Genomic DNA, 26,509 nt, shown 5'->3' on the forward strand with positions numbered 1-26,509 from the left:
GGCATGCAATGAATTATTATGAACTCTATGTATTAAACACCGTTATTGACGGTGAAGATATTCATTCTGTAGACTCATTCTCTAATAAAAAAATGACTGGAATAGCAGTGGAAGTAATCAAAGATGCTTTAATAGAAAACGGTCTCTTGAAAGACTATAAAACGTTAACCCCCCAAGGAGTTTTGGTAATAAATAGAATAAAACAATTTAAGGAAGCAAAAAAATATGTTAGAATACTTAATATGACAATTGGTTTTGTGAATGATGCACTAGGCATTCTGTTAAGATCAGACCCTAGTGGTAATTATTGGTTTTCTGTTATAAACATCAAAAAAAATTTAGAGACCGTAACAAAAGCCTTCCCTGAATTTCTACTGCTAGATGGAAAAAGCAGTGCCAGTCATATTGATTTCCAGATCAGCCCTGAAAGCTTGCTGCAAAAATATGAAATCAACGCAAAAACCAGTTTTACCTTAAGTACGGAGATTCGATCCTTAAAAGAGGAAAATATGAAGGGATACAGCACAAAGGAGTTATTTTTTGAGTCTGCAGGTAAAAAATATTGTTATGATTGTATTAATAATATACTGTATGAAAGAGACAGAAATACGTTAGTTGATTTGCTTCATAAAAGACTGGAGGTGGTTTAATGCCGTTATCTACAGCCAAAATATCTGTTCGTGAAACGTCAATGGAGGAAATTGCACTTGAATTTAGCAAGTGTGCCGCCTGTGTGAAGGAGATCATTACAGAGTCTGAAAAAATGAAAAGTATTATGCAATATAATTATAGCGGAAGAGCATCCGCTGGTTTAAATGATTATTTTACTGTCTTAAACCGGCATCTTGACATACTGCAGTTATGCTATGGGCAGCTGTCGGATTACACCACTATGGTTAAAGAGATAACTTTCATGATGGATAATTTTATTGGTAAAAACTTCTTTAACAACGGAAAAGGAGGTATCAAATGAACAAAGATTTCATATCCGACTATGAGGAATGGCTTTTTCATGAAAATGCCTGGAATTCCTATGAGGCCAAAGTAATAACTGCTGCTTCTTTCAGTGCATATAAATTGGCAGTTGAGGCAGCAAGGAAGATTTCTAGTAGCTCTTTAGACGGTATTTCGTCTCCGTATATCAGCGTTTTGGATTCTAAAATTGAAGCCTTGGAAGAGTCCAGAAAAAAACTTGGTGATTTCTGCAAAAACATTCATCTTGACGCAGAGAATCTTATAGACGATGTATTTAACTATGGTGTTATGAAAACATTGACGGATGTTTATGCTTTAAATCCAAATGATATTACCTGCACCACGGGTGGCACGGAGTATAAATTAAAAACAGCTATGGCAACCATAATGATTGACCCTGATTTAAAAGCCGACTTTTTAAAAAAAGCAGAAAAACTTGATAAAGATGAGGTGTCCGATGATTTAAAGGCTGGTCTGATTGATGCAGTCAGCCGGTATTATGACGGTGATGTTACCCCTTATATGAGAAATGATGCGGCATATGACATAAAGAATTTTAAGGAAGATATCGGGCTGGTAATTGAATATTATGAGTATATGAAACCAAAAGATGCAAAAAACATGAACAATTTACTTTCTGGTCTGGCAAAGGATAAAAACAGTAAATATCAGGAAGATATCCGGAATATTAAATTTATTGCTTATACGGCTCAGGAACCTTATCGCTCTTTGTTTTTTAAATATGCCAAGGATTTAGAAATAGGTGATTATAATTATCACGAAAATAACAGTGATGGAAAAGAAATGGCACAGCATTATAGTGGAAAAAACAAAAAATTATATGTTCGTTTTTATCAAAAAGACCCTTATAGTAAAAATAATGAAGGAAAGTATGATCCAAGAGGTGCTTATGCTACTTTCTTTCATGAAGTAGGCCATGCTATCGATGATTTGTCATTAGATGATGATAAATTTTTGTTTATCACTAAAAACTACAATTACACAACAGTGAATGCAGACGGGCCCACCGTTTTACAGGCAGCTGAAAAAGATGTCAAAGCTAATATAAAGAAAAGTATATTAGAATACATAGAAGACAAAGGATATGAGGGTTATGGCATAGATGTTGATGAAATCGTAAAAAGTATAATGACCTACAATTTTTCAGGGTATGATAAAGAATTGGTTCAGTATGAAATATATGACGCCATAACCCAGGAGTATAAAAATAAATTTTCCATGTCTGGTACAAATGCAACTATTTATTGTGGTATTTCAGATGTATACGGAGGATTCACTGACAACAAACTAAACGGTACTTATCATCACGATAACAGCAAAGAAGATGACACAACATATTGGAATAATCTGAAAGCGAATAATAAATATACCGGAAGTCAGGCAAAGGAATTATGGGCAGAAGTCTTTTCAAGGTATATGACATCAAATGAAGAATCGATACGGGAATTAGAAGCTTATTTCCCGACTGCCATGCAGCTTATGAATAAGCAATTGATAGAATCAAAGGGGAGGTGAAATAATCATGTATATTAAAAAAATTATCTTGTTCACAGCTATTATGGGGGTGTTTCTGACCGGTTGTGCAACAGAAAAAACGAAAGGAGAAGAAAACGTGGAAAGTATACAAAATTCACGGGATGAAGCAGCTAATACACCGTTAGCAACAAAAGCTTTCATACTTGAAACATTTCAACTTACAGAAGAAGATATCGAAAAATATGGCCTAGAGGAATTAATTTCATATTTTCAATTGACAGAGGAATATTTCCTGCAGGTAAAACAAAATTTGAAAGACTTATCTTATATAACCATTGATTTAAAAAGATTACAAGAACAAATGGTAAAAGAAAAGACGGAAGAAAAATATGACTTCTCCTACTTAATAAATGCAGAGAAATTCTCAGGGGAATTTCCAGATATGGCAACGATACGTTATTTGACTGTTTCGGACCAGCAAGGCACCGGAGGGACCTCTTTTGTAATAGACTTTGGTAAGGAACTGATTTATGATTCCTATTATTCGGCTAATCTTTATAGTGACATCCGAAGAGCTGATAAAGAAACTGTATTAAAAGAGGAGCAAAAAAATGACATAATTAAGGCTCTGGAAGAAGCAGAAATCTGGAAGTGGGACTATATGTATTCAGATAACAGTGAACCCGGGATGGCAAGCTGGTGGCATCTAGGTGCAGAGTTTGAAGACGGTACAATTGTATCCTTTAATGGTGCGGGAATAGTTCCTGACAATTATAGTATATTGGAAAAAGTATTATATAATCGTTAATAATTACAGCAGCACAAGACATTAATAAACAGGGGCTTCCGTGAACAAACGGAAGCAAAATGAAAAAGGTATACTCTATGATAAATAGGAGCTGCCTTCCTATACAGAGAAAAATATATCAGCAAAAAGTTCATTTTAACCCGCAGAACCCTATTTTCAGTACGGTTCTGCGGGTTGTCCGTTATTGCTAAGATTTTCGAAATCCCGTTTGCTCCATATATCCAAAAGCGCTTCCTATAAAGCCCCCTTCTTTGATGAACCTCTTAATATTTCTCTGTAAGGATGTCTCTTCCGGCAATTCCTCTAAAGGTAAGTCAAAATTCTTAAACACCCATTCCCTATAAGAGTTATCTTCCTTGTTCCACTCCTCAATGGTGTAATCCGCCTGAAACTGAAGAATTCTGGATTCCCGAGGTAGTACCTCCTTTAACCCCGGTGAGAGCATCCAGGAATCACAGATAAAATAACGGTACTTAAAATCCGGATAGTATTTAGCGAAGAAGTTAAGCGCCTGTTCATAAGAATTCAGACAATTTTCTCTGGTTATCCTGGCATCAGAAGGTATGTGCACACTGATTACTCGCTCCCCTTTCCAGTTCTCCATTTCAAATTCCAGTTCTCCCAAGCGGAACTCCTCCATGGATATCTGTCTGGGCGTCCACCATTCCCTATCAAAACCATAGGTATGATAGCTGACCAGATGCTCCCCTACAAATCTGGAAAAGCATTGAAAGGTATCAAAAAATATTTTCTGACCGATTCCTTTCTCTTCATAGAGCTTATAGGTATTAAGTCCGGTTACCAACTGTAGTGTCAGCATTTTTAAACCTTTATCATCTTTTCCCAAAGCCTTCTTTAATTCTTCCAGGGTCCTCTCCCATTCCCTACGATCGTATAACTTATCAGAATTTTCCTTTAACGCAGAATAATCCTGTTCTTTGTAAATCCTTAGAACGGTTTCCGTTACTTCCTCTGGCAGATTGATACCCATGCAAAGTTCCTTTAACGTCATATAGAATCTCCTATTCCCCAATAATTTGGTCTCAGTATAACATGTACCCAATCACACTTTCAACCGTATTAAAAAAGAAGGCAAAGCAGTGTTTTCTACTCCTCTTTCTATGATATCCAAATGGTATTGAAAAGCTTCCTTGAATATATTACTATAGGAATATACTTACGAAATATTCCATTTGTAAGAGTGGTTTACAGGGGGTACCAATATGTTGTTAAAAATAAAAGAATTTGCAGACTTTAGTGATATTTCAGTACGTGCGCTTCATCTCTATGACCGGCTTGGTTTGCTGGCACCGGCAGAGGTTGATTCTTCTAACGGCTACCGCTATTATGAATCTGAACAGATGAAGGAACTTAATACAATAATCAGTTTTAAAAAACTGGGGTTTTCTCTGGCAGATATTAAGGATCTAAAAGAAGACAGCTATTCCAAAGAAGCCGTTATGAAAAAGCTCCAGGAGAAAAAGGACGAGAATGACCGTCTTATCCAGATTCTTGCCTATAACAACGAAAACATCTATAACATGCTGTCACACCTTGCGGCTGAGCCAGAAAAGCCAGGTGCAAAAGAAGAGGCTTACAATCTTTCAAGAATCTATTGCCTTGAGAACGACAAGCTGGAACAGGATTTCTCAGATATTCTATGGTTATAAAGCAAATCCTGATAAACGTATGTTTATTACACCTGGGTCTTCCTTTCAATAACGAAATAAATTTACTTAATGAAAAACGCTTCTGGAGGTTTCGACAAGCAATGTGCTTCGAATACGTTTAAAAACTGCTGGTATCAGGCCAGGCGAGTACGGGAACTCAAATTTTTAATACTGCTGGTTTATACCAGGGTGTGTCTGAAAACTGCTGGTGACGAGCTGGTGACAGACTGATCCTGTCCCGGGCTATAAAAGAAACCTCGATTTTTGTATCTCGTGGAGGGCTATACCGTAAGTTTTAAAACACGGCTCAAAGGATTTTAAACAGTCTGTAAAAAAGCTGCTATTTGTAAAATTTTCATTGACCCTACACATGCGTCATAGTTTACACTTATTTCAGGAGGTGAAGCTATGACGTATTTTAGTTTATTTTACGAAAACCAGGAGCAGGAAGATTCAGCTAAAAAGCAGTCAGGGAATCAAGTATATTACCGGGCAAAGCAAAGGCTTGAAAAAAAGACTTACTTTGTAGGTGCCAGAATGGTTGTATCAGAAGAAGTTATAGAAGCTGGCAGAAATCTGCCCTGCTTTTTCCAGGATCTGAATCTGGAGGCGCTATTTCTTCCTGATAAGGATGAATACCTAACAGAGGAAATAAAAAATTATTACTTTAGTTTTCCGGAAACTCTCTCTCAAATCACTTATCGGCAGGATATCTATAAAGACCTTGACAATCCGCTAGTCTTAAATGGTTTAACTGCTTTTCGAAACAGCTTTACAGAAGCAGAGCGCTTTCTTGAATACCGGCACAAATCCGATTCACCGCTTCAACAAAGCAAGTATTATATTGATGCTGCCGTAATGCATTATGAGTCTGTCAGCAGGTTATATGATCTTTTAAAGGAACAGGTTAAATCCAAGGCTTTCCTTTCCCTGCTTTCTCATCTTACCTCGTTCCTGAACACAGACGGTTATTCCGATTTCTATAGGGAAGCAATCCGTTTGAAGGACAAACTGGAAAATATTTATTTCACCCTGACTATGGCCGGAAATGCTGTTAAAGTATATTTTCAAGAGAATACTGGAGTCACTGAAGATTTCGCCAGCAGCCTTGAGAAGGTGTTCCGTATTCAGGAGCACAGCCGTAATTCGATTCGGCTTTTCAACCAGCCTGGGTTAAATCCTTTTGAAAGTAAACTAATATCACTGGTGGAGAAAGAAAATCCAAAGCTTCGCAAAGAATGCCTGGAATTCACTGCTACAGCCAGACTTTTGACAAATGATATTCTGCAAAGGCTTTACAAAGAATCTGAAGTCTATCTGTTCGGGCATACCCTTGCTTCCAAGTTGCGGGAGAAAGGCTTTCTGTTGACTTATCCGGAATTTACCGAAACCAGGAGCCTGCACCTTGAAGGAATATGTGATATCGGTCTTGCACTGGCAGCGGGAAAGCACAGGGAAGTAGCGGTGAATGACTTGGTATTGATGGAGAGTAATAAAGGTGCTTTTATTACAGGAGTAAATCAGGGCGGTAAGACGACTTATGCAAGAAGTGTGGGACAGACCGCATACCTTGCAATGCTTGGTATGCCGGTAATTGCCACAAAGGCACTGCTGCCACACTTTAAGGGTATTCATACTCATTTTACCGTGGAAGAAAATCACCTGGTGAACAACGGTAAATTACAGGAGGAATTGCACCACTTAAAAGAGATCCTTGATAAAGCACCTACCAACTGTCTTTACCTCCTTAACGAGATGTTTTCTTCTGCAACCGCCGCAGATGCTTTTGATCTGACCAGCCTGCTGCTTCCGAAAATTTTTGCAAAGGCCGGTACTGTACTCTGTGTAACTCATGTTCCGGAACTGGCAAAGCTGCAGGCAGATATGATAAGCTTAATAGCCTCTGCCAGAGAAGAAGATGGCTATCAAAGAAACTATCGAATTCATCCGGGAGAGGCGGCACTTAGTGCAAGAGCAATTGATATCGCCTTAAAATACTGCCTGTCAGGAACACAGATAAAGGAGTGTATAACCAATGGAGATTAACCTTATAACTACTGATAATACCGTACAAAGGTTTAAGACAGACAGCAAACTTCTCCTGCGGGATTTGAAGCTGGAGCAGCTTTTAGATGTTATTTCTGATGGTGATGAGGAGCTGCGAAAAATAAGCAGTAAACAGTTGATGCTGCCTGCTACTCAGAAAACTGAACTATTAAAGCGACACTCTGTTCTAAGGGATGCAATCAAACATCCTGCGTTATTTTATGAGATTTACCATTCGTCCTGTCAGGCTTTAGATAAGATACAGACATACGATGATTCTACAAAACTAAAATATAATTACATCATTTCGGTGCCCAAGAAGATTCTGACTCAGGTTGAGACAGCCTTAGCAGCACTTACTTATCTGGAAGATATCAGCGGCAGGCTCAGAAGAGAAAACAATTTTACTGCGGAAGTACTTCTTTCCTTCTGCCATGAATTTACCGGCTATTACACGGAGCACTTTCTAAAAGAGGTGCAAACTTTCCTTCAATCCCTATCAGTCTTAAAGAAAACCGATGCCGTCTCTGTAGGTGCCCATCTTGGCAAAGGTCTTAAGATGACCGACATGTCACTGCTTCGTATTCTTGATAGTGAAAGCTCCTCCGAGGAAAAGAAAGGGTTGCTGTCCTATGTTCTGAAGTCAGACAAATGCTATGAAATTAGAATCGAAAATACCACTATTGAAAACGAAGTGCGGGAAATCATAGATGCCAGCCTTACCTGGATACTAAAAACGGTAAGTGATTTTAACTATACTGTGAAGCACCTGTTAGAGCAGTTGAAATTTCAATTCGGCTTTTACTGTGGTGCTCTGAATCTATATAAATTCCTGGAGGGACGTGGAATAAAGATATGCTTTCCAGTCTTTGCAGAAGACTCTAAGGTCTTAAAGGTCTCTGAACTACATGACCTGTTTCTGGTTATAAAGGACAATTCAGCAATAGCCAACAGTATTTCTTATGAAGGTGTCAGCAATTATATTATCACGGGAGTAAATCAAGGCGGTAAAACTACCTTTCTCAGAAGCTTCGGCACTGCACAGCTCCTGGCACAAAGCGGTTATTTTACCCCTGCCGCCCAGTATGTCTGCAATATATATCAGAGTATCTTCACCCACTTTCCAGAGGATGAAGATTCCAGCTTGAAACACGGACTATTGGAACAGGAATTATTAAAGCTTCACGATATTATAACCCGGATAGCTCCTGACAGTCTGCTGCTATTAAATGAGACTTTTGCAACTACCACCGATTACGACGCGGCTTATCTGGCAAAGGAACTCCTCCATGGTATAGAAGACAGCGGTATTACCTGTCTCTTCGTTACGCATAATTATGAGTTCAGTCACAGCCTTTATCGTAAAAAGCATAGCGAAAATGTCTTTTTAAGAGCAGACAGAGAGGAAAGTGGAGACAGATGCTTTCGTTTAAGCGAGGGTGAACCCCTTAAGACAGGGTATGCCTTAGATTTGTATCAGGAAGTTATGAAGGAGGCTTCCAGATAGAGCATTATTACAATTGAAAAAAGCTTAAACTACTTTTGCAGCTACTTTAAATGTTTTCAACATTAGTAACCGGAACAAAAGTATTTAAGCTTCTTTCATGATATTATCTTTACATACTTCAGTACTTACAGAATCTGTGCTGCAGTATATTCCAAACGTTCTTTTGCCGCCGCAATTCTATCCGCTTCTTCTTTGGTTATTGTACCAAGCTTTGTCTTTCCAACAGTTTTCTTTAATTCTGTAAGACTTTCTTTAATCTCTTTCTTTTTCCCTTTGTCCAGTTCCTTCTTTCTGGAGGCAAGAGCAGATTCCGCCTGCAGGATGAGGTTTTCTGCTTCATTTCTGATATTCACGGCCTGTCTTCTCTCATCATCACCGGACTCATATTGCGCTGCCTCTCGTATGGCTCTTTCTATTTCATCTTCAGAGAGGTTGGTACTGGCAGTAATAACAATATGCTGTTCCTTTCCAGTATCCATATCTCTTGCGGAAACCTTTAAAATACCATTGGCATCTATATCAAAAGTAACCTCTATCTGAGGAACCCCACGCATGGCACGCTTGATACCATTGAGCTTAAAATTACCAATCAGCTTATTATCTTTGGCGAACTGCCGCTCTCCCTGAAGTACCTTAATATCCACGGAAGTCTGAAAATTACCGGCTGTGGTGAATACCTGGCTGTATTTAGTGGGGATGGTAGAATTCCTCTCAATCAGTCTTGTGGCCACGCCTCCCATGGTTTCAATGGATAAGGATAAGGGTGTAACATCTAACAAAAGAATTTCCGTCAGTCCTGCTTCTCCTGCAAGCTTTCCTCCCTGAATGGAGGCGCCTAAGGCCACGCATTCATCGGGATTCAGGTTCTTGCTGGATTCCATTCCCATTAGCTGCCTGACTTTATTCTGTACGGCAGGAATTCTGGTAGAACCTCCTACCAACAGCACTTTGTGTAAATCAGCAGGTTTCAATCCGGCATCGTTTAAAGCATTCTGTACGGGTACTGCAGTTCTTTCCACAAAATCATGGGTAAGCTCATCAAACTTTGCACGGGTCAGATTTATGTCCAAATGTCTGGGACCAGATTTATCCGTAGTAATAAAAGGAAGATTAATATTGGTGCTGGTGGACGCTGACAGCTCTTTCTTCGCTTTTTCTGCCGCTTCCCTCAGTCGTCCTAAAGCAACCTTGTCCTTTGACAGATCAAGCTTCTCTGTTTTTTTGAACTCCTGTACCAAATAATCGGTTACCCTTTCATCAAAGTCGTCTCCTCCTAGTCGGTTATCACCTGAGGTCGACAGGACCTCGATAACGCCTCCTCCTATTTCAATTACAGATACATCAAAGGTTCCGCCCCCCAGATCATATACCATGATTTTCTGTGCTCCTTCGTTATCCAATCCGTAAGCCAATGCCGCGGCCGTAGGCTCATTGATAATACGCAGTACATTTAACCCCGCAATTCTGCCTGCATCTTTGGTGGCTTGTCTTTGTGCATCATTAAAATAAGCCGGAACTGTAATAACTGCCTCTGTAACCGTCTCTCCCAGATAACTTTCAGCATCTTTTTTGAGTTTTCCAAGAATCATGGCAGAAATCTCCTGTGGCGTGTATTTCTTACCGTCAATATTAACTTTGTAATCCGTACCCATCTGACGCTTTATGGAAGCGATGGTTCTATCTCCGTTGGTAACGGCCTGGCGTTTTGCCATATCGCCTACCAGCCTTTCGCCGGTCTTTGAAAAAGCTACCACTGAAGGTGTCGTTCTCTGTCCTTCACCGTTATTGATAACTACCGGTTTCCCTCCTTCTATAACAGCTACACAGCTATTTGTTGTACCTAAATCAATACCGATTATCTTACCCATTCATGTCCTCCGCGATTTTGGAATCATCCTTTTTGTTGATATTTTATATATAAAGCTCAAAATTATATTTTCAATAATTCAAGCTACTAATGATTTCATTTCTATATTTTTACGCCATCTGACTGTCATATTACCCTTTATATGGCTTCCATGTCAATTACAGGATTCTAAACAAATTATTAAATGTTTTGTATATGATGAAATCTAATTGATTATTATATCAGTTTATCAAGTTCTGGAGTATTCTAGTTCAATAATGTATTTAAATATTAATTGGAACTGAGGTATTTGAAAGTCTTTTGAATATATATTGATATCACAAAGAAATAAAATGGACACCGCTAGGAATATAACTAAATTTGGTGGTTATTTTTTAAGTCGAGACATATTTTATTATATTAATTATATTTTTTGCTATCGTTGCGTAATGGATAATGGAAAATAAAATAGGACGTGAATTACTTATTCAGTTCTATCAGGAAACTGCTGAATAACAAAGAATTGCTGATAATACTTGAGAAAAACGAACAAATGGATATTCTATGTTACCTATACAAAAAATATCTTAATGTTCCTTTAAATGCAATCGGCGGCAAGTCAACGACACAAGTCCATTATAATGATAATTTTTAGAAGTTCCACATCTTTTAAGCATTTACATTTATACTACACAATTAGTTATAAATAGTATATAATTGTTAAAAGTTAAAGGAGGTATATATGAAACATTTTTTAACTGGACTAGGTATTTTTATTTTTGGATTTATATTATTAAGTATATGCTCATCAATTTGGGGTAACGGAGGTAATGCAGACTCAAGTTTTTTAATACTGATATCTATATTTTATCTTTCTGCTATTATAGGAGGCTCAACATCTCTTATTTTAGAGGAACTTAGAGAAAGGAATAACTAAACTTAGAACAGATATTTATACATTGGTCAGATATGAAAATCTAAGACAGAAGAAGCACTTTACTTTATTCATAACTATGAAAACCTATAACCGATCCATTTATATAAAAATAACATTCCTATAAATGGAGCATCACCTCATGACTGAAATTTAGCCATATTGCGATGCTCCTTATTAATTTACCTTTATAACTTTTATTTTATCTTTGCCCTTTTATCTGTAATAACGTTACTTTGTTTATTTTCTATATTAGATGTAATTATCTATAATTATTAAATAACTTCAAAAATTGATTTCTTAACCTTCTATGAAGCCTGCGCCTCATGAAGTCTGCAGTAAATCCCTCCGCAAGCTATAAGCTCATCATGGGTGCCAAGTTCCGCAATGCCTGTACCCTCCAGCACAACAATAAGGTCTGCATGACGGATTGTGGAAAGTCTGTGGGCTATAACCAGTGTTGTCCGTTCCTTTGATATCTCATCCAGTGCTGCCTGAATCTCCTGCTCTGTCTTGGTATCAAGTGCAGAAGTTGCTTCATCCAATATGAGAATAGGTGAATTACGCAGAATAGCTCTGGCAATGGAGAGACGCTGTTTCTGTCCGCCGGATAAGCGTACGCCACGTTCTCCGATTACAGTGTCATAACCCTCCTCCATTTTCTCGATAAAGTCATGGGCATTCGCAGCTTTAGCCGCTGCCAGTACGTCTTCTCTGGTGGCTTCTTTCCAGCCATAAACAATATTCTCATATACTGTACCATTGAACAGGAAGGTATCCTGCAATACCATGGAGATATTATCACGGAGGCTTGAAAGAGTTACATCCCTTATATCCACACCGTCAATAACGACTGCACCAGCCTGAGGATCGTAGAAACGGTTAATGAGATTTGCAATTGTGCTTTTACCAACACCGGTGGTTCCCACCAATGCCACTGTCTGTCCTGCTCTGATATTCAGATTGGTTTTTTGAAGCACTGGAATTTCCTCACTGTAGGAGAAGGACAAATCCTTTAACTGAATATCTCCTTTTACCCGGGGAAGTACAGCAGGGTTTTTCTTTTCCTTGACATCAGGAACTTCATCAATGACCTCAAACACTCTGCGGCATCCGGCTCCGGCTTCACCGGCACGTTCCACAAGGCCGGAGAAGCTTTTAACCGGACCGTAAAACATAGAAAGATACATTACAATACCGACTATATCAGCAATGGCAATTTCACCTTTCCCCAGCAGATGTCCTCCATAAACAACTACGATAACCGTTCCAAGGGCAGTTATAAAAGCCAGAAGAGGATAAGTGGTCTCAAAGAAGAAGCTAGCCTTAAGATATGCCATGCTATGCTTAAGTGAAAGCCCGGATACCTTTTCTTCCTCATGCTTTTGCTGGTTAAAGATCTGGATCTCTTTTATACCGGATAAGTTATCCTGCACTGTTCCGGAAAGCTCTCCCCTCACCCTGGAATTCTCTTTCCAGACCGGGGTCACATGATGGCTCTGCCAGATAGTAATCCCCAAAAGTATAGGGATGGTTATAAGACTCATTAATGCCAGCTGCCAGTTAATCGTAAAAAGCAGTGCACCAACACCGATAAAGGTCAGTATATTTACCACAAAATCCGGTATTACATGGGCTAACAGGATTTCTGCATCCATAGCGTCATTTACCACTCTTCCGGTCAGATCACCGGTGCGGCTTTTGTGAAAATAACGAAGGCTCATATGCTGCAGTTTTCTATAGAGCTTTGTCCGCAGGTCCGCTACATAATGAAGTGCTGCATAATGGTTCAGATAACCCGAAGCAGAGCTTCCTGCTGCCTGCAGCGCTGTGGCTGCTAAAAGGAAGAGTCCGATTCGAAGAGCCTCGACGGCAAAATTACTGCTTCCGTCTGTAGCAAGGCTGGTTAGTTCTCTCAGCGCCCAGGGTGTATAAAATCCGGCAATCGTAGAGATTACCAGTGATATAAATGCAATGATTAAATATAGCCAGTACTTTCTGGCCTCTTTCAAAATTCGAAAAGAGGTCTTCATAGTCCTGCCACCTCCAATTCCGCGGTTTCTTCTTTGTTTAACAGGTCATAGGTAAGGCAGACAGGCCTACCGGTTCTTGGTTCATGCACAATCTCAGCGTCAATGGAAAAAGCATCTTTTAACACCTCCTGTGTCATTACCTCCTCCGGTGTTCCATGCTTAATAATCTTACCTGAGCGAATTGCGATGATATAATCGGAAAAACGTGCTGCCAGATTCAGATCGTGAAGCACCATTGCAATGGTACAACCCTGTCTGCGGTTTAAATCATACAAAAGCTTTAAGACCTCCATCTGGTGAGCCAGATCCAGATAAGTTGTTGGCTCATCTAATAAGATGAGATCCGTCTGCTGTGCAAGAGCCATTGCAATCCATACTCTCTGGCGCTGACCGCCTGACAGCGTATCCACTTCCCTATGTTCAAACTCCGTAAGCTTTGTTACCTTAAGGGCCCACTGAATGATCTTTTTGTCCTCCGGCATTAGCTTACCGAAACCCTTCTGATGGGGAAACCGTCCATAAGCCACCAGCTCACTTACGGTAAGACCGCTTGGAGCTGTAGGGGTCTGGGGCAATATTGCCATCTTTTTAGCGATTTCTTTTGTTGATAGTTTGCGGATATCATCTCCGCTTAAATATACCAGACCGGTCTTCGGCTTTAGGATACGCCCTACTGCTTTTAATACTGTGGATTTCCCGCAGCCGTTAGGCCCTATAATAGAGGTTATCTTTCCATGTGGAATATTCATATCCAATGCTTTTACGATAAGGGTATCATCATAAGCTATATCTAATTTTTCTGTTGAAATACTGTTCATATAATCCTCTTTCCTGAAATCCAAACATTAATTGGAACGTTTTCTATTCTGTTGTTAAAAGAGTTCATTTATCATGCAGGAATCTCACTCATAACGCAGGCTTTGACACTGCTGATTTGTCCACTTTTGTTAGTTTGCTTTGGCCAGCAGATATAGGAAATACGGTGTACTTAGAACCGTGATTACGATACCGGTTGGAACATCCGTACCCAGACTTATGGTTCGGGTTATGGTGTCTGCTAAAAGTACGATAATAGCTCCTGAGAGGCAGGACGCCGGCAGTAAAAGCTTATGATTGGGTCCTACCAGTTTTCTGGCCATATGGGGGCTTATCATTCCCACAAAGAAAAAGTTACCGCCCAGAGAGACACTCCCTGAGGAAAGTGCCACCGCTGCGATGGACAAACCGAGAAATTCTGCTTTAACCGCAAGGCCAAGTCCCGTCGCTGTCTGGTTGCCAAGGTGGAGGGTATTAAGCATTCTGGATTTATAGAACACATAGATGCAAAGGATCAGTGTCCAGGGTCCAAGAATGACAAGATACTTCCAATCATCTCCCCACAGACTTCCCGCACTCCAGCGCTGAATAAATTCCATCTGGTTCTGATCTAATTTCAGGGTAAGAAGTGTCGTCACAGCACCATAGCCGCTGGAGAGAGCTACACCCGTCAGAATCAGACCTGTAGGAGAGATGTCCTTCCCTTTACGGTAAGACAGCAGGTATATCAAAGCCGCTGCCGTCAAACCGCCGATGAAGGCCAGTAAAGGCAGTGTTATGGCTGAATAAGTTCCTTTTGAGGCAATAAAAACTACAAATATCAATACAAAAAGTCCGGAACCGGAGCTGATACCTAGCGTACCGGGACTTGCCATATCATTTCGTAATAAGCTCTGCATGATACAACCTGAAATTCCCATGCCGATTCCCACCAGTACAGCAAGAATTATCCTTGGCAGCCGGAATTCAAATACAATAAGATTCTCTCTGTCCGTACCTTTACCAAGTATTACTTTTAGTACCTCCATAGGAGACAGATTCATCTTACCGGAATTAATACTGATAACTGCAATAATAAGCATCAGAACAAGCATAATCAGGATTACGTTGATTCCGTGCCTTATACTAAATCGTTGTTGTTTTCTCATTCAAATTCCCTCCTTTGCTTTCTGGCAAGAAAGAGGAAATAAGGCACACCTACCACCGCAAAGATAACACTGATCGGCGTTTCATAAGGTTTATTTATAAGCCTTCCGGTAAGGTCTGCAAACACAGTCAGCAAAGCTCCGTATAAGCCAGAGGCAGGTATAATGTAACGGTAGTCTACTCCTACCATATAACGGACAATATGCGGTGTAATCAGTCCAACAAAACCTACGGGACCTACTACAATAACAGAAAGTCCTGTCAGCACCAGTACGATTATGGTTGAAACTCCCTTTACAAACCGTGTCTTAAGGCCAAGCCCCATTGCCACATCTTCTCCCAGGCTCATTACCGTAACGGAGGAAGACAAGGCAAGGGAGGCCAGTACAGCTACAACAAAAAAAGGTGCTACCAATGCCAACTCACTCCATTTGGCGCCTGCCGTACCTCCGGCAGTCCAAAAGGCAAGCGCTTGTCCTAATTTGTATCGGATAGATATGTACTGACTAAACGCACCAAATAGCATGGATATGGAGATGCCTGCAAGGACCAGCCGTTGAGGCGTCATACCCCTCCTACCAAATGATGCGATAAAATATGTCATACCGGTTGCTACAGCTGCTCCCAGGCAGGCAAATAGCATGACCTGTCCGTAAGTTCTGCTGGGCAGAAAAGCCATACATAAGGCCATGGCAAAGGTAGCTCCACTGCTGATACCCATAAGCCCTGAGTCGGCTAAGGGATTTCTGGTAGTACCTTGCATTAATGCACCACAGATGGCGAGACTGCAGCCAACTATGATATCTGCTACTGTTCTTGGGAATCGCAGGGTACGGATTATCTGATGTTCTGTAATATTAGGGTCAAAACGGAATACCGCCTCCCATGCGGTGGATAAACGCATATTGGCGGCGCCGAAGGAAATCGACGACGCCGTCATAAATACCAGTAATCCTAACCCTACCAGCATAATAAGCGCAAAATTTGCAGAACCTTTACGCTGCTCCTTTGTAAGGGAATGTTCCATTGTTGCAATCCTTTCTTCTTCTATTTCTTTTATACTCTCCGGAAATCCCTTTGAAACCGCTTACAATAGGAGTAATCCGGGATAATATCATACCAATTATTATTACAATAATGTACCTGACACACACTATTCGTTTATGTTAGATGTTTCTAACTCGTTGGTAATCTTAGCATGATTTATTTTTACTGTCAATCAAAAGGTCTGCTTCCTGCCAGAACTCAAAAGGATGAAAAACCATATAATCACTCTTGTTTACAGTAATCTGAGGTAGTATTATATTACTATTTTGGAGTTGTCTTATCACGTTTTGGATTATATTCTTTGATCTGCTGTTTTTGTTTTGTATACTTTAGAAGAATTTATCCACTCATTTTACTTCTTACCTGTTAGTTCCAGACATATAATGAACAAATAGCCCTAAGGATACCATTACCATGTCAGACCAAGAATTTTACACTTTCCGTGAATACTTTCGAAATGAGCATGAAGATCTTTCTCCTTCAGCGGAAGATTATTTAGAAATGATATACCGTCTGGCAAAGGATAGCGGGTATACCAGGGCAGGAGATCTGGCTCAGGCATTGAATGTACAGCCTCCTTCCGTTACCAGTATGGTTAAAAAACTTGCGGATATGAATTTTATAAAGTATGAAAAATACGGCGTTATAACCCTTGAGCCTTCCGGTAAGATCAGAGGAAAAGCTCTTTTACTGCGTCATAATCTGGTGGAGGAGTTCTTAAGATTTCTGGATATCAAAGACGGCTTATTGGGCGAGACAGAAAAGATTGAGCATACCCTGAACAAAGAAATACTTTGCGGAATTCAGGATTTGCTTGACTTCTTTCAGAGCAGACCTGAGTTGTTAAATGATTACAGACATTATCAGGCTAAGCAGCATGAACACTAAAGTAACGACTTAGCCTTTGTGTCAGATTACAATACAACCCTTTTAATCAGATAGCAAAATCAAATAGAATAATTATTTTCCGGCAGTATTCTCTTTATCTAACTGTCAACATTTTTATTACAATATTTTGAAATAATCTTAGCTTTACTATACCAAATCTCATCCTCGTCAATGGTTCCTTCAATTTAGAGAACAGTGAAGTTTGGAGGCCCCTTTGAAAGATGAGTACGGTAGACCTTTGTACTTAAGACTTGGCTGAAGCGGAATTGCTATACAGTAATTCACCTAACTGCCCCAGAAGATTGCCGTTACCTACAGAAATATTTCCTACTTTATCACAGATCTTCTCTAGGTATTCCAGCTCTTTCAGCTTATAAAGGGTCGTGTTCTCCTCCATCAGTTTAGCGGTATTTAGCAAACTTCTGGTAGAGGCTACTTCCTCCCTTCTTAAGATAACGCTTGCCTGGGCATTCTTTTCAGCAATAAGAACCGTATTCATGATATCCCTTATCTCACCGGGCAGGATGATATCCTTAAGTCCTGCATCGCGAAACTCTATATAAAGGCTCTCCTGCTTCTCCTTAAGCTTCTCAAGTACAATACCGGCAATGCTGTCCTTTTGTTCCAACAGATCATCGAATTTCAAACACCCCACATATTCTCTAAGCACCAGCTGTGTAGTTACATAAATCTGTGTTTTATAATCCTTCAGGGAGTTATTTATTTTTACCGCATCTGTAATCCTGTAAGTGCACACAAAGTTCAGCCGCAGGGATACCTTATCTGCCGTTAGTATCTCCTGACTGTTGACATCCATCTGTTGAGAACGCATATCCACGTTCTGGCAGGATACCCTTATGGAGGAGTTCCAGAAATAATAGACACCAGGTGAAAGCTGCTCCTTGAATTTACCATCGTAAAAGAGCAAGCCGGTTTCTCCCTCTGAAACAATATACTGGCTGTATAAGTTTGTCGGAACAATAGACATCATTACCCTGGGCAAAGCTACCTCCGGCGAACTGGTATCGATTAACTGGAAGGTATGCTGGTGGAACACGTTCCAGAAATAAAAGGTACCTGCCCTTAAAGCTTCGATTAATCTACCGTCCTCATAATGGAGTGCTATGTTTAGATCCGGAACTTCGATCTTTGTTACGCTGTCGGCAAAGGTCTTATCTCTTAATAATACCTGAATGTCGACCTCTTTTATGTTTACCTGCCTGTAGACATTTGTCTGAAAGCAGGTTTCACCTGCTACCGGATATACCCTATGTATACCGGGGCTCAGCATACGGCGAAAGGTACCGTTTCTGAACAGGAATCCTCTTTCATTTTCTTTGATGATTATCTTCATAAAGCCCTCACCTTCTGCCACCGGAGCGGCAAATAACTACATCGTTTATGTATACATTATTCTTTGTTTCGTAGCCTGAATTTGCGTAAATACCCACATTACTTTAAGGGGAGCATGGTTTAAGTAATTTTGGGTCTTATCCGGCTTTCACAGCATCCATGAACATGGGATAAGCTTAACGATTACGGTATCCACCTGCTGCAGGCCTAAGCTCTGCTGCGCTGCGATGATCTGCAGCACCGGGTATTTACACGCCTTCGGGTTTGGTTACACTTAACAGGTGTAAGAGTGGAGTTGAACCACAGGTCGTTGACCTTGCCTTAAAAGCAGACTCCCTAAGTCTGTGCCTTAACCACTTGGCTAACCTCTAAAAGGTATGGGATTCGAACCCATGAATTTGATGGTATGCTCTACCTTTGAGCTAACTCTCCCGGAGTGGAGGAATCGAACCTCCGACACTACCGTTTGGACAATGCTCTACCGCTGAGCTACTTCTTGCGAAGGGTGGAATCGAACCACCGCCATTGTCTGAATCCTGTCTGCCTGGAACACAGTACGGCATGACCGCTGCGCCGCGAGGCTTATAAAGCCTTCGCTAAAGCTGACAATCTATATTATGGCCTGGGCCAAAATAACATTAGTTAAATACTTCTTATTTCATATTAGTTACCACAGTATCGAATCTGAGTTCAGACACCTTTATCCCTTAACAACACCGACCGTCTTCAGTCGTTTTACGGGCTTAACCAGGTCTTTCTGATTCTCCATAACCTCATCGATATCCTTATAAGCGAAACGGCTTTCCTCTGCAACATCCTTTTTGTTATGCTTTCCTAATACTACTCCCTGCTTTTGCAGGTCCACCATAACCTCTTCGGCAGTAAAATTCTCCATTGCACCTTTTCTGGAGTATCTTCTCCCTGCGCCGTGGGAAGAGGAATGAAAGCTCATCTCATTTCCAAGCCCCTCCACTACATAGCTGTAGGAACCCATGGCGCCGGGAATTACTGCCAGCTCACCTTCTCTTGCTCTGGTGGCACCCTTGCGGTGCACCCACACTTCTTTGCCGTAGTGCTGTTCCAATGACGCATAATTGTGATGACAATTGATTTCCATATTGTATTCTAAAGTAAGGTTTGTGTATTTACCCATCCATTTATCTAAGATTGCTTTTACCGCTAACATCATACGCAGTCTGTTCTCTTCAGCAAAATTAAGCGCCAGGTTCATCCAGTTGATATACTGCTTCCCTTCTTTTGTATCTACCGGGAGAAATGCCAGCCGGTATTCATCCGGTACGCTGCTCTTCCATTTACTGTTTAATTCTCTGGCGGTTTGATGAAAGGCATCACATACCTGTTTGCCGAAATTGCGGCTTCCAGAATGAATCATGATACCAAGATACCCCTCTTCATCTTCCTGTAATTCAATAAAATGATTACCCCCTCCAAGGGTTCCCACCTGGAAGTATCCGGCCTCTAACTGTCCCAGTAGTTCTGCGTTCGCCTCATATTTCTCAAGTTCTTCAAAGGCTCTTTCCAGGGTATTGCAGGGCTGAGGATGTTTATGGTGATTGAAGCCGACAGGGACATTCCTTAATATATCACTGATGATCGCCTGTATCAGTGATCCGCTGCCAGTCTTGATATCTTTTATTTCCTCCACAAGAATATTGGTTCCTACAAAGGCCATTCCGCAGCCGATATCTACCCCCACTGCATTGGGTACAATTACATCTTTTGCTGCAATGACACCACCAATGGGCATTCCCATTCCTGCATGGGTATCTGGCATTAATGCCACCCACTGGTGAAGAAAAGGCAGTCGGGACAGATTGTAGGCCTGCTTTAAACAGGTTTCTTCTATGCTCTTTTCTCCATCAAGCCATATTTTAATGGGGTGGTCAGTTTCTTTATTTGCAATTACAAACATACAATCACTCCTTTCATTCTTTTCATTGTTTCTGTTTGCTTGCTATGCTATGATATTAGCATATGTTTCCAAGGGAATCATTTAAAAAAGTTTGCGAAAGTGAAGAATACGATGGGAGAATATCACGAACTCATACGTAATTTTGATAAAATAAGAGATTATATGCGGGACTTTTATATTTATGGCTTTAAATCACGAAGTGATTTTACGAGAAAGTCTGCCCGCACTTATGATAATGAAAAACGTCGGATTGAGAGCTACATGGGCGAATATATGAAGTGGGAGTATACAAAGACCGGCAAGAACCTGTTCATCTCCATGGACTGCGCACGGCTTCCCCTTAACCCCCTTTATGCTGCCTGGAAATCAAAGACCTTTACCGGCAACGATATCATGCTCCACTTCTATCTGCTGGACATACTGGGCAAGGATTCCAGGCTTTCCATTGAAAACCTCACCGATCTTATCTGTAGCAGAAGCGGACAGGTCTTTGACCCCCAGACTGTCCGTAATAAATGCAAGGAGTATGCAGACCTTGGTATCATAAAAGCCGAAAAGCAGAAAAAGGCTCTTCTTTACAGCCTGTCCGATAATACCTTTAACCAGTTGCTTCAAAGTGCTCCTGGCTTAGGGGAGGCAGTGAAGTTCTTTCAGGGAAGTGTGGCTTTCGGTGAAATCGGCAGTTTTATTATGGATAATCAGAGGCTGGAGAATGACCGTTTTACCTTTAAACATTATTATGCCGCCCATACCCTGGAGGACGGTATCTTACTTGACCTTCTTTCTGCCATCAGAAACAGTTGTGCTATAGAGTTTGTTAATGTAAATGAATCAGGTACCAGAGTTTCCACCTTCAATGGAATTCCCGTAAAGGTCTTTGTCAGTGCTGCCACCGGAAGGCGTTACCTTTGTTTATATAAGACAAAGGAGAAGCGTTTCTTCAATTACAGGTTGGATCATATAAAAGAAGTATCCCTAAAAGACTTTTGCGAAACAGCCGGACAACACCAGACAGACCTTGAAAATAACCTTGACCGTGTGTTTGGTGTGAGCTTCGGCGGGCAGAATCGAAAAGAAATCGTTTGTATGAAGCTCTATGTAAATGAAAAGACAGACGGCTTTATCCTGGATCGTTTAATCCGGGAAGGACAGGGCGGAGAAGTGCTACGCCTTGAGAAAAATACCTATCTGTATACCAAGGAAGTCTTTGATTCCAATGATATGTCTCCCTGGATTAAGACCTTTACGGGCAGAATTATCCAGCTGGAAGGCACCAATCAGACAGTGATAAACCGTTTTTACAAAGATATCAAAAGGATGAAGGAAATGTATGAAGATTAACAACCATTTATTCTCAGAAGTTTACGGCTGTTACTTTACAGTAGTAAAAAGGATATTAGAGCAGGCTGAGGGAGGTCTTACCCAGGCTGAAATTGAGTCAATGGTTCAGGCCGATGGCTTTTATGACAGCGCCTTTCATCTGCTGCCAAAACTCTTCTCCGGCGAGTGGAATCTCATGGAACACAGAACTGACGGCAAATATTATTCCAGACTTCTTTCCAATAATCTGACGCGCCCTATGACTGATCTGGAAAGAGCCTGGTTAAAGGCTCTCCTTACAGATAAGCGAATACAACTATTTATTGATCCAGAAGAAGCCGCCGCCCTTAAAGAGGTATTAAATGAAATTCCTCCCCTGTTCCTACCGTCCGATTTTCACTTTTATGATTCTGCCGCTGATGGAGACTCTTACGAGGAAAAGCGGTATATTGACAACTTTCGGTTAATTTTAAAGGCATGTGAAAGTCAGACCCCCTTATCTATTCTATATGAAAGCGGTAAACAGAACCGGACCAGGCGATTCGTTATACCCTATAAATTAAACTACTCCTCCAGGGATGATAAGTTCAGGCTCTTAGGTGTAACCTGTCAAAAAGGCGGACATTTTAAAAAAATAACGTTAAATCTTACTCGAATCCTTACCGTAGAACCTTCTGCCGACACCTATTCTGAGAACACGGAGATAAACTCAACTAAGACTTTTCCTGTAGCCTGCGCTGGTGCTTTAACGGAAACATCTGCTAATATTAAAAGTCCTTTTCCTTTCTATCAATTTTTCAGAGAGACCAAATGCAAGGAACCCATTGTTTTGGAAATATCAAAGGAGCGTAACGGTCTGGAGCGTTGTATGCTGCAGTTTGCTTCCTGGGAAAAGCAGACAGAATATGATGAAGCGCATGATTGTTATGTATGTCGGATCTATTATGACGGCCAGGATGAGACTGAATTGCTGGTTCGGGTATTAAGCTTTGGTCCGGTGGTAAAAGTCCTTGGTCCGACAAGCTTTCTAACGCAGATCAAGGAACGGGTTCGAAACCAATATCGCTTGAACACCTGGGAAGAACCGTAAAGTCGTGTGAAGTCGGGTCTAACTATTAAAAATATAAATGCATATTTATTACAATATACACGCTCATGGAATATATGGTATATTGTACTATAGGAATACAGGTTATTCATATCACAAATACGTTTATAAAAGAGGTATACCAACCATGAAAATTGAAAAAATTTATACAAAAAATACTGCCTACCAGAAATTCGAGGTTCTTAGAAGCAACCGTAATAAACGTTATAAATACCAGGAATTTCTTATTGAAGGAGTTCGTAATATAAACCAGGCCATCGCAAAGGGATGGAATATCAAATCCTTTCTTTATTCCAATGAAAGAAATCTGTCTGATTGGGCGAAGGGGGTAATTCACAGCACTTTTACGGAAATCAATTATGAACTGCCGGAAATTCTTTTAAAGGATTTAAGCGGAAAAGAAGATACTTCTGAAATTATGGCTGTAGCCGGAATGAGGGAGGATGACCTTAATACCATAACACTGTCAAAAAATCCAATGATAGCCTTGTTTGACAGACCCTCCAACAAAGGAAATCTCGGAACCATTATTCGTTCCTGCGATGCTTTAGGGGTTGAATGCCTTATCCTGACCGGACATGCCGTTGATCTATACGATCCGGATGTAATAGTATCAACAATGGGCTCCTTCTTTAATATGCAGGTAATAAGGGTTCCTGAGACTCAGAAGGTTCTGGATTTTATGGCTAAACTGAAGAAACAGTATCCGACCCTCCAGACCATCGGCACCACTGCACATAAAGAATACCCAATTTACGATTTGAATTTATCCGGGCCAGTGCTTTTTATGCTTGGAAATGAAACAGATGGATTAAGCAGGGCTTTTAAGGACAGTTGTGATATTCTGACCACCATCCCCATGGCAGAGTCTTCTTATGCTACTTCCTTTAATGTTGGCTGCGCTGCGACGGTGATGTTTTACGAGGCCTCCAGACAAAGAGCACTGACACTTTCCTAAGTTGTAACCGAACCATATTATATTACCCTTTATTTGTCATTTGTCATTTAGCAGCATACGGTATTGCTTTATAAACATTGTAGTAAAAGGGAGTAACTTTATACTGGAAATATGCCCGAAATGGGAAATCACGGAGCTATTGCAGCGTGATACTGGCTTTTTGGTAATGGAAGCAGAGTTCCCTCACTTATAACCGCAGGTTTATGGACAATGGAACCGTTTCTGGTACAAAAGCGGATACTTTTGATAATACAGGCAAAACTGTCTCAGAGGTGGCAGATTACGTCACCAGGTGGGTTAAGGGAAGCCTTTAGAAAAAGCTCTTCTGATAATCAAAATAAAGTATAGGTAAAAGCTCCCGGCGATTTCTTTCATTCCTGTAACAGGTATTAGAAAATGCCGGGAGCTTTATTTAAGTTTAATGAAACTTCAGACCATAACACCAGGGTTATTGGTGGATTAACTTTTTGAATATATTTAGAATAATTTCCCCACAAGCTTATATATCACTGTCGTACAGAAACATACTGCGATTGCAATAATGGTTGGCAGTAACGCTGAAACAATGGTCCATTTAATGCTACCGGTCTCTTTTCGAATTGTTATAAGAGTCGTAGCACAAGGCCAGTGAAGGAGGCTAAAAAGCATGGTGTTCAATGCCGTCAGATACGTCCAGCCGTGTCCGACTAAAATATTACGAAGTGCTTCCAGGCTGTCATACTCTGCCATAGAACCAGTGGACAGATAGGCCATTAATAGAATGGGCAGAACTATTTCGTTAGCCGGCAATCCAAGAAGAAATGCCATTAAGATATACCCATCAAGTCCGATTAACCTGCCAAAAGGGTCAAAGAAGTTCACCATATGCCCCAAGATACTAATATCACCAACAGAAATATTTGCCAGTATCCAGATAAAGGCGCCGGCCGGTGCGGCTACTACTACCGCTCTTTTAAGTACGAATACCGAACGATCAATCATTGAGGTATATAATACCCTTCCGATCTTAGGTACTCTGTAGGGAGGAAGTTCAAGGGTGAAGGTAGAGGGAATACCTTTTAACACAGTCTTTGATAAGAGGTAGGAAACAAGAAGGGTAACTACGATACCAATAACAATCATAGCAGTTACCGCAAGTGCCGGCATGATGCCAAAGGTATTTCCTCCCAGTGCCACCAGAAAAACACTGGATATGGCGATAAGGGTAGGAAATCTGCCGTTACAGGGTACGAAGTTATTGGTGAGGATTGCAATCATTCTCTCTCTTGGTGACTCGATAATCCGGCAGGATACAATTCCTGCTGCATTACAGCCAAACCCCATAATCATGGTAAGACATTGTTTCCCATGGGCACAGGCTTTTTTAAAGAGATGATCCATATTAAAGGCTACTCTGGGCAGGAAACCCAGATCCTCCAATATGGTAAAGAGCGGAAAGAATATAGCCATAGGCGGAAGCATAACAGAAACGACCCAGGCTAAGGTGCGGTAAAGTCCCAGTATCAATACCCCATGAAGCCAGGCAGGTGCATTCAGATAAGAAAATAAATCTGTAAATTTATCTTCTATATAAAATAATAAATCCGCCAGCAGTGAGGAAGGTATATTAGCACCTGTAACTGTAATCCAGAAAACAAGCGCCAGGACCAGTAACATGATGGGTAAGCCAAACCGTTTGGAGGTGATAATATTGTCAATTTTCTTATCTCTTGCATTTACTTCACTGTCCTCCTGAATGCATTTCGCTTTCAGGTCTTCTATACGGCGATAGATTGCTTCTGAGATTCCGTCCCTTAAGGTCTCCTTATCCGGCAATTCTTTCTGTAATACAGAGAGAGACCGATTATCTTCCAAGGCAAGCTCTCCCATATGAGCTGACATGGCACTTAAGAGTTTTTCATCTCCATCCAGCATTCTAAGAGCCATCCACCTTACGGAAACATCTGCTGACGTATCCCTGAGATCCGGTAATAGTAGCTTGATCAGCTCTTCTACTTTATCATCGTATTTTACCGGCACCGGTTTTGGAATTATCTCTCCTGCTGCAACCTTGACTGCCGTCTCCTTTAATTTCTCCACGCCGATTCCGCTTCTGGCAGCGCATAACACAACTGGTACGCCAAGGTCTTTCTCAATTCCCTTTGCATCAATTTTAATATGCCTCTTCTTTGCTTCGTCAATAAGATTGATGCATAATACTACTTTAGTAGTCAGTTCCATTACCTGAAATACAAGATTTAAGCTTCGCTCAAGACAGGTGGCATCTGCAACAACAATAACAGCATCTGCATTACCAAAACATATAAAGTCTCTGGCCACCTCTTCTTCTACCGAGGAGGCAAAGAGCGAGTAGGTGCCTGGTAAGTCCACCAATATGTTCTCTTTGCCCTCCTGTCTGAATTCACCTCTGGCATTTACAACTGTCTTACCAGGCCAATTGCCTGTATGCTGATGAAGTCCGGTTATGGCGTTAAAAACAGTACTCTTTCCGGTATTCGGATTCCCTGCCAATGCAATGATAAACTGTCCTTCTTCTTTGTCGATACGGTATAGATCCGTCATTGCATTGTTTTGTGTGGATTGATAGGTCAACCCCATTATAGCCTCCTTTATATAAAATTAAT

Annotated in this window: 21 protein-coding genes and 2 tRNA genes; 12 read left to right on the top strand and 11 right to left on the bottom strand. The window is 40.7% G+C overall.

From position 1 onward, the window contains the following. Positions 1-8 precede the first annotated feature (8 nt). Genes R2R35_RS11425 through R2R35_RS11440 form a run of 4 tightly spaced genes read left to right on the top strand, consistent with a single transcriptional unit; the run spans position 9 to position 3,280 of the window. Positions 9-650, top strand: coding sequence for a DUF5081 family protein (locus tag R2R35_RS11425; RefSeq protein WP_317734655.1), 642 nt, complete (start codon positions 9-11; stop codon positions 648-650). Continuing rightward, positions 650-973 carry a hypothetical protein gene (locus R2R35_RS11430; RefSeq protein WP_317734656.1) on the top strand — a complete coding sequence of 108 codons (324 nt, stop codon included), beginning with the start codon at positions 650-652 and terminating at the stop codon, positions 971-973. The genes R2R35_RS11425 and R2R35_RS11430 overlap by 1 nt, the downstream gene beginning before the upstream one ends. Then, entirely contained in the window at positions 970-2,511 is a 1,542-nt protein-coding gene (locus R2R35_RS11435) for a hypothetical protein (protein ID WP_317734657.1), read from the top strand. The genes R2R35_RS11430 and R2R35_RS11435 overlap by 4 nt, the downstream gene beginning before the upstream one ends. 7 nt (positions 2,512-2,518) lie before the next feature. Continuing rightward, the gene (locus tag R2R35_RS11440) at positions 2,519-3,280 is read left to right on the top strand and encodes a hypothetical protein (RefSeq protein WP_317734658.1); all 762 of its coding nucleotides are present in this window, start codon (positions 2,519-2,521) and stop codon (positions 3,278-3,280) included. Between the two features lie 187 nt (positions 3,281-3,467). On the opposite strand, the gene R2R35_RS11445 is transcribed toward R2R35_RS11440, so the two are convergent. Beyond that, a complete protein-coding gene (locus tag R2R35_RS11445) occupies positions 3,468-4,292 on the bottom strand; it encodes an acyltransferase domain-containing protein (RefSeq protein WP_317734659.1) in 825 nt (274 codons plus the stop codon). Positions 4,293-4,503: 211 nt separating this feature from the next. Between R2R35_RS11445 and R2R35_RS11450 the strand changes: the two genes are divergently transcribed. The 3 genes from R2R35_RS11450 to R2R35_RS11460 all read left to right on the top strand — a co-directional run bounded on the left by R2R35_RS11450 (position 4,504) and on the right by R2R35_RS11460 (position 8,503). After that, a complete protein-coding gene (locus tag R2R35_RS11450; RefSeq protein WP_317734660.1) occupies positions 4,504-4,950 on the top strand; it encodes a MerR family transcriptional regulator in 447 nt (148 codons plus the stop codon). 408 nt (positions 4,951-5,358) lie between these two features. Continuing rightward, entirely contained in the window at positions 5,359-6,996 is a 1,638-nt protein-coding gene (locus tag R2R35_RS11455; protein ID WP_317734661.1) for a MutS-related protein, read from the top strand. Beyond that, positions 6,986-8,503, top strand: coding sequence for a MutS-related protein (locus R2R35_RS11460; RefSeq protein ID WP_317734662.1), 1,518 nt, complete (start codon positions 6,986-6,988; stop codon positions 8,501-8,503). The genes R2R35_RS11455 and R2R35_RS11460 overlap by 11 nt, the downstream gene beginning before the upstream one ends. Before the next feature lie 125 nt (positions 8,504-8,628). Here the strand turns inward: R2R35_RS11460 and dnaK are convergent, their stop codons facing one another. Next, complete coding sequence (gene dnaK, locus R2R35_RS11465; protein ID WP_317734663.1) at positions 8,629-10,371, bottom strand: molecular chaperone DnaK; 1,743 nt, start codon at positions 10,369-10,371, stop codon at positions 8,629-8,631. 720 nt (positions 10,372-11,091) lie between these two features. On the opposite strand from dnaK, the gene R2R35_RS11470 reads away from it, so the two are divergent. Further along, positions 11,092-11,286 carry a hypothetical protein gene (locus tag R2R35_RS11470; RefSeq protein WP_317734664.1) on the top strand — a complete coding sequence of 65 codons (195 nt, stop codon included), beginning with the start codon at positions 11,092-11,094 and terminating at the stop codon, positions 11,284-11,286. A gap of 305 nt (positions 11,287-11,591) precedes the next feature. On the opposite strand, the gene R2R35_RS11475 is transcribed toward R2R35_RS11470, so the two are convergent. The 4 genes from R2R35_RS11475 to R2R35_RS11490 all read right to left on the bottom strand — a co-directional run bounded on the left by R2R35_RS11475 (position 11,592) and on the right by R2R35_RS11490 (position 16,305). Next, the gene (locus R2R35_RS11475) at positions 11,592-13,316 is read right to left on the bottom strand and encodes an ABC transporter ATP-binding protein (protein WP_317734665.1); all 1,725 of its coding nucleotides are present in this window, start codon (positions 13,314-13,316) and stop codon (positions 11,592-11,594) included. Beyond that, complete coding sequence (locus R2R35_RS11480) at positions 13,313-14,134, bottom strand: ABC transporter ATP-binding protein (RefSeq protein WP_317734666.1); 822 nt, start codon at positions 14,132-14,134, stop codon at positions 13,313-13,315. The genes R2R35_RS11475 and R2R35_RS11480 overlap by 4 nt, the downstream gene beginning before the upstream one ends. A 129-nt stretch (positions 14,135-14,263) precedes the next feature. After that, positions 14,264-15,280: a FecCD family ABC transporter permease gene (locus tag R2R35_RS11485; RefSeq protein ID WP_317734667.1), complete on the bottom strand. Its 1,017-nt coding sequence runs from the start codon at positions 15,278-15,280 to the stop codon at positions 14,264-14,266. Continuing rightward, a complete protein-coding gene (locus R2R35_RS11490; RefSeq protein ID WP_317734669.1) occupies positions 15,277-16,305 on the bottom strand; it encodes a FecCD family ABC transporter permease in 1,029 nt (342 codons plus the stop codon). Before R2R35_RS11490 ends, R2R35_RS11485 begins: the two co-directional genes overlap by 4 nt. 434 nt (positions 16,306-16,739) lie before the next feature. Between R2R35_RS11490 and R2R35_RS11495 the strand changes: the two genes are divergently transcribed. Further along, on the top strand, positions 16,740-17,213 hold the full coding sequence (locus R2R35_RS11495; RefSeq protein WP_317734671.1) for a metal-dependent transcriptional regulator: 474 nt from the start codon (positions 16,740-16,742) through the stop codon (positions 17,211-17,213). A 244-nt stretch (positions 17,214-17,457) separates the two neighbouring features. On the opposite strand, the gene R2R35_RS11500 is transcribed toward R2R35_RS11495, so the two are convergent. The 4 genes from R2R35_RS11500 to R2R35_RS11515 form a co-directional block, all read right to left on the bottom strand. After that, complete coding sequence (locus R2R35_RS11500) at positions 17,458-18,567, bottom strand: slipin family protein (RefSeq protein ID WP_317734672.1); 1,110 nt, start codon at positions 18,565-18,567, stop codon at positions 17,458-17,460. A gap of 368 nt (positions 18,568-18,935) precedes the next feature. Continuing rightward, positions 18,936-18,998: transfer RNA gene (locus R2R35_RS11505), tRNA-OTHER, on the bottom strand. Continuing rightward, positions 18,999-19,062: transfer RNA gene (locus R2R35_RS11510), tRNA-OTHER, on the bottom strand. A gap of 204 nt (positions 19,063-19,266) precedes the next feature. After that, on the bottom strand, positions 19,267-20,499 hold the full coding sequence (locus tag R2R35_RS11515; protein WP_317734673.1) for an RtcB family protein: 1,233 nt from the start codon (positions 20,497-20,499) through the stop codon (positions 19,267-19,269). Between the two features lie 111 nt (positions 20,500-20,610). Here R2R35_RS11515 and R2R35_RS11520 point away from each other — a divergent pair, with 111 nt between their 5' ends. The 3 genes from R2R35_RS11520 (at position 20,611) to R2R35_RS11530 (ending at position 23,885) form a co-directional block, all read left to right on the top strand. Continuing rightward, on the top strand, positions 20,611-21,840 hold the full coding sequence (locus tag R2R35_RS11520) for a WYL domain-containing protein (RefSeq protein WP_317734674.1): 1,230 nt from the start codon (positions 20,611-20,613) through the stop codon (positions 21,838-21,840). Continuing rightward, complete coding sequence (locus R2R35_RS11525) at positions 21,830-22,909, top strand: WYL domain-containing protein (RefSeq protein ID WP_317734676.1); 1,080 nt, start codon at positions 21,830-21,832, stop codon at positions 22,907-22,909. Before R2R35_RS11520 ends, R2R35_RS11525 begins: the two co-directional genes overlap by 11 nt. 145 nt (positions 22,910-23,054) lie before the next feature. Then, complete coding sequence (locus tag R2R35_RS11530) at positions 23,055-23,885, top strand: TrmH family RNA methyltransferase (protein ID WP_317734677.1); 831 nt, start codon at positions 23,055-23,057, stop codon at positions 23,883-23,885. 477 nt (positions 23,886-24,362) lie between these two features. Here the strand turns inward: R2R35_RS11530 and feoB are convergent, their stop codons facing one another. Further along, a complete protein-coding gene (feoB, locus tag R2R35_RS11535; protein ID WP_317734678.1) occupies positions 24,363-26,483 on the bottom strand; it encodes a ferrous iron transport protein B in 2,121 nt (706 codons plus the stop codon). Between the last annotated feature and the right edge of the window lie 26 nt (positions 26,484-26,509).

Origin of the sequence: Anaerocolumna sp. AGMB13020, from assembly GCF_033100115.1 — a bacterium.
In the GTDB taxonomy this organism is placed as follows: Bacteria; Bacillota; Clostridia; order Lachnospirales; family Lachnospiraceae; genus Anaerocolumna.

Coding starts and splice junctions, on each gene's coding strand:
- R2R35_RS11440 (WP_317734658.1), top strand. CDS start 2,519: ATGTATATTAAAAAAATTATCTTGTTCACAGCTATTATGGGGGTGTTT.
- R2R35_RS11435 (WP_317734657.1), top strand. CDS start 970: ATGAACAAAGATTTCATATCCGACTATGAGGAATGGCTTTTTCATGAA.
- R2R35_RS11475 (WP_317734665.1), bottom strand. CDS start 13,316: ATGAAGACCTCTTTTCGAATTTTGAAAGAGGCCAGAAAGTACTGGCTA.
- R2R35_RS11530 (WP_317734677.1), top strand. CDS start 23,055: ATGAAAATTGAAAAAATTTATACAAAAAATACTGCCTACCAGAAATTC.
- R2R35_RS11480 (WP_317734666.1), bottom strand. CDS start 14,134: ATGAACAGTATTTCAACAGAAAAATTAGATATAGCTTATGATGATACC.
- R2R35_RS11485 (WP_317734667.1), bottom strand. CDS start 15,280: ATGAGAAAACAACAACGATTTAGTATAAGGCACGGAATCAACGTAATC.
- R2R35_RS11500 (WP_317734672.1), bottom strand. CDS start 18,567: ATGAAGATAATCATCAAAGAAAATGAAAGAGGATTCCTGTTCAGAAAC.
- R2R35_RS11515 (WP_317734673.1), bottom strand. CDS start 20,499: ATGTTTGTAATTGCAAATAAAGAAACTGACCACCCCATTAAAATATGG.
- R2R35_RS11450 (WP_317734660.1), top strand. CDS start 4,504: ATGTTGTTAAAAATAAAAGAATTTGCAGACTTTAGTGATATTTCAGTA.
- R2R35_RS11460 (WP_317734662.1), top strand. CDS start 6,986: ATGGAGATTAACCTTATAACTACTGATAATACCGTACAAAGGTTTAAG.
- R2R35_RS11520 (WP_317734674.1), top strand. CDS start 20,611: ATGGGAGAATATCACGAACTCATACGTAATTTTGATAAAATAAGAGAT.
- R2R35_RS11430 (WP_317734656.1), top strand. CDS start 650: ATGCCGTTATCTACAGCCAAAATATCTGTTCGTGAAACGTCAATGGAG.
- R2R35_RS11490 (WP_317734669.1), bottom strand. CDS start 16,305: ATGGAACATTCCCTTACAAAGGAGCAGCGTAAAGGTTCTGCAAATTTT.
- R2R35_RS11425 (WP_317734655.1), top strand. CDS start 9: ATGAATTATTATGAACTCTATGTATTAAACACCGTTATTGACGGTGAA.
- R2R35_RS11525 (WP_317734676.1), top strand. CDS start 21,830: ATGAAGATTAACAACCATTTATTCTCAGAAGTTTACGGCTGTTACTTT.
- R2R35_RS11445 (WP_317734659.1), bottom strand. CDS start 4,292: ATGACGTTAAAGGAACTTTGCATGGGTATCAATCTGCCAGAGGAAGTA.
- R2R35_RS11455 (WP_317734661.1), top strand. CDS start 5,359: ATGACGTATTTTAGTTTATTTTACGAAAACCAGGAGCAGGAAGATTCA.
- R2R35_RS11470 (WP_317734664.1), top strand. CDS start 11,092: ATGAAACATTTTTTAACTGGACTAGGTATTTTTATTTTTGGATTTATA.
- dnaK (WP_317734663.1), bottom strand. CDS start 10,371: ATGGGTAAGATAATCGGTATTGATTTAGGTACAACAAATAGCTGTGTA.
- R2R35_RS11495 (WP_317734671.1), top strand. CDS start 16,740: ATGTCAGACCAAGAATTTTACACTTTCCGTGAATACTTTCGAAATGAG.
- feoB (WP_317734678.1), bottom strand. CDS start 26,483: ATGGGGTTGACCTATCAATCCACACAAAACAATGCAATGACGGATCTA.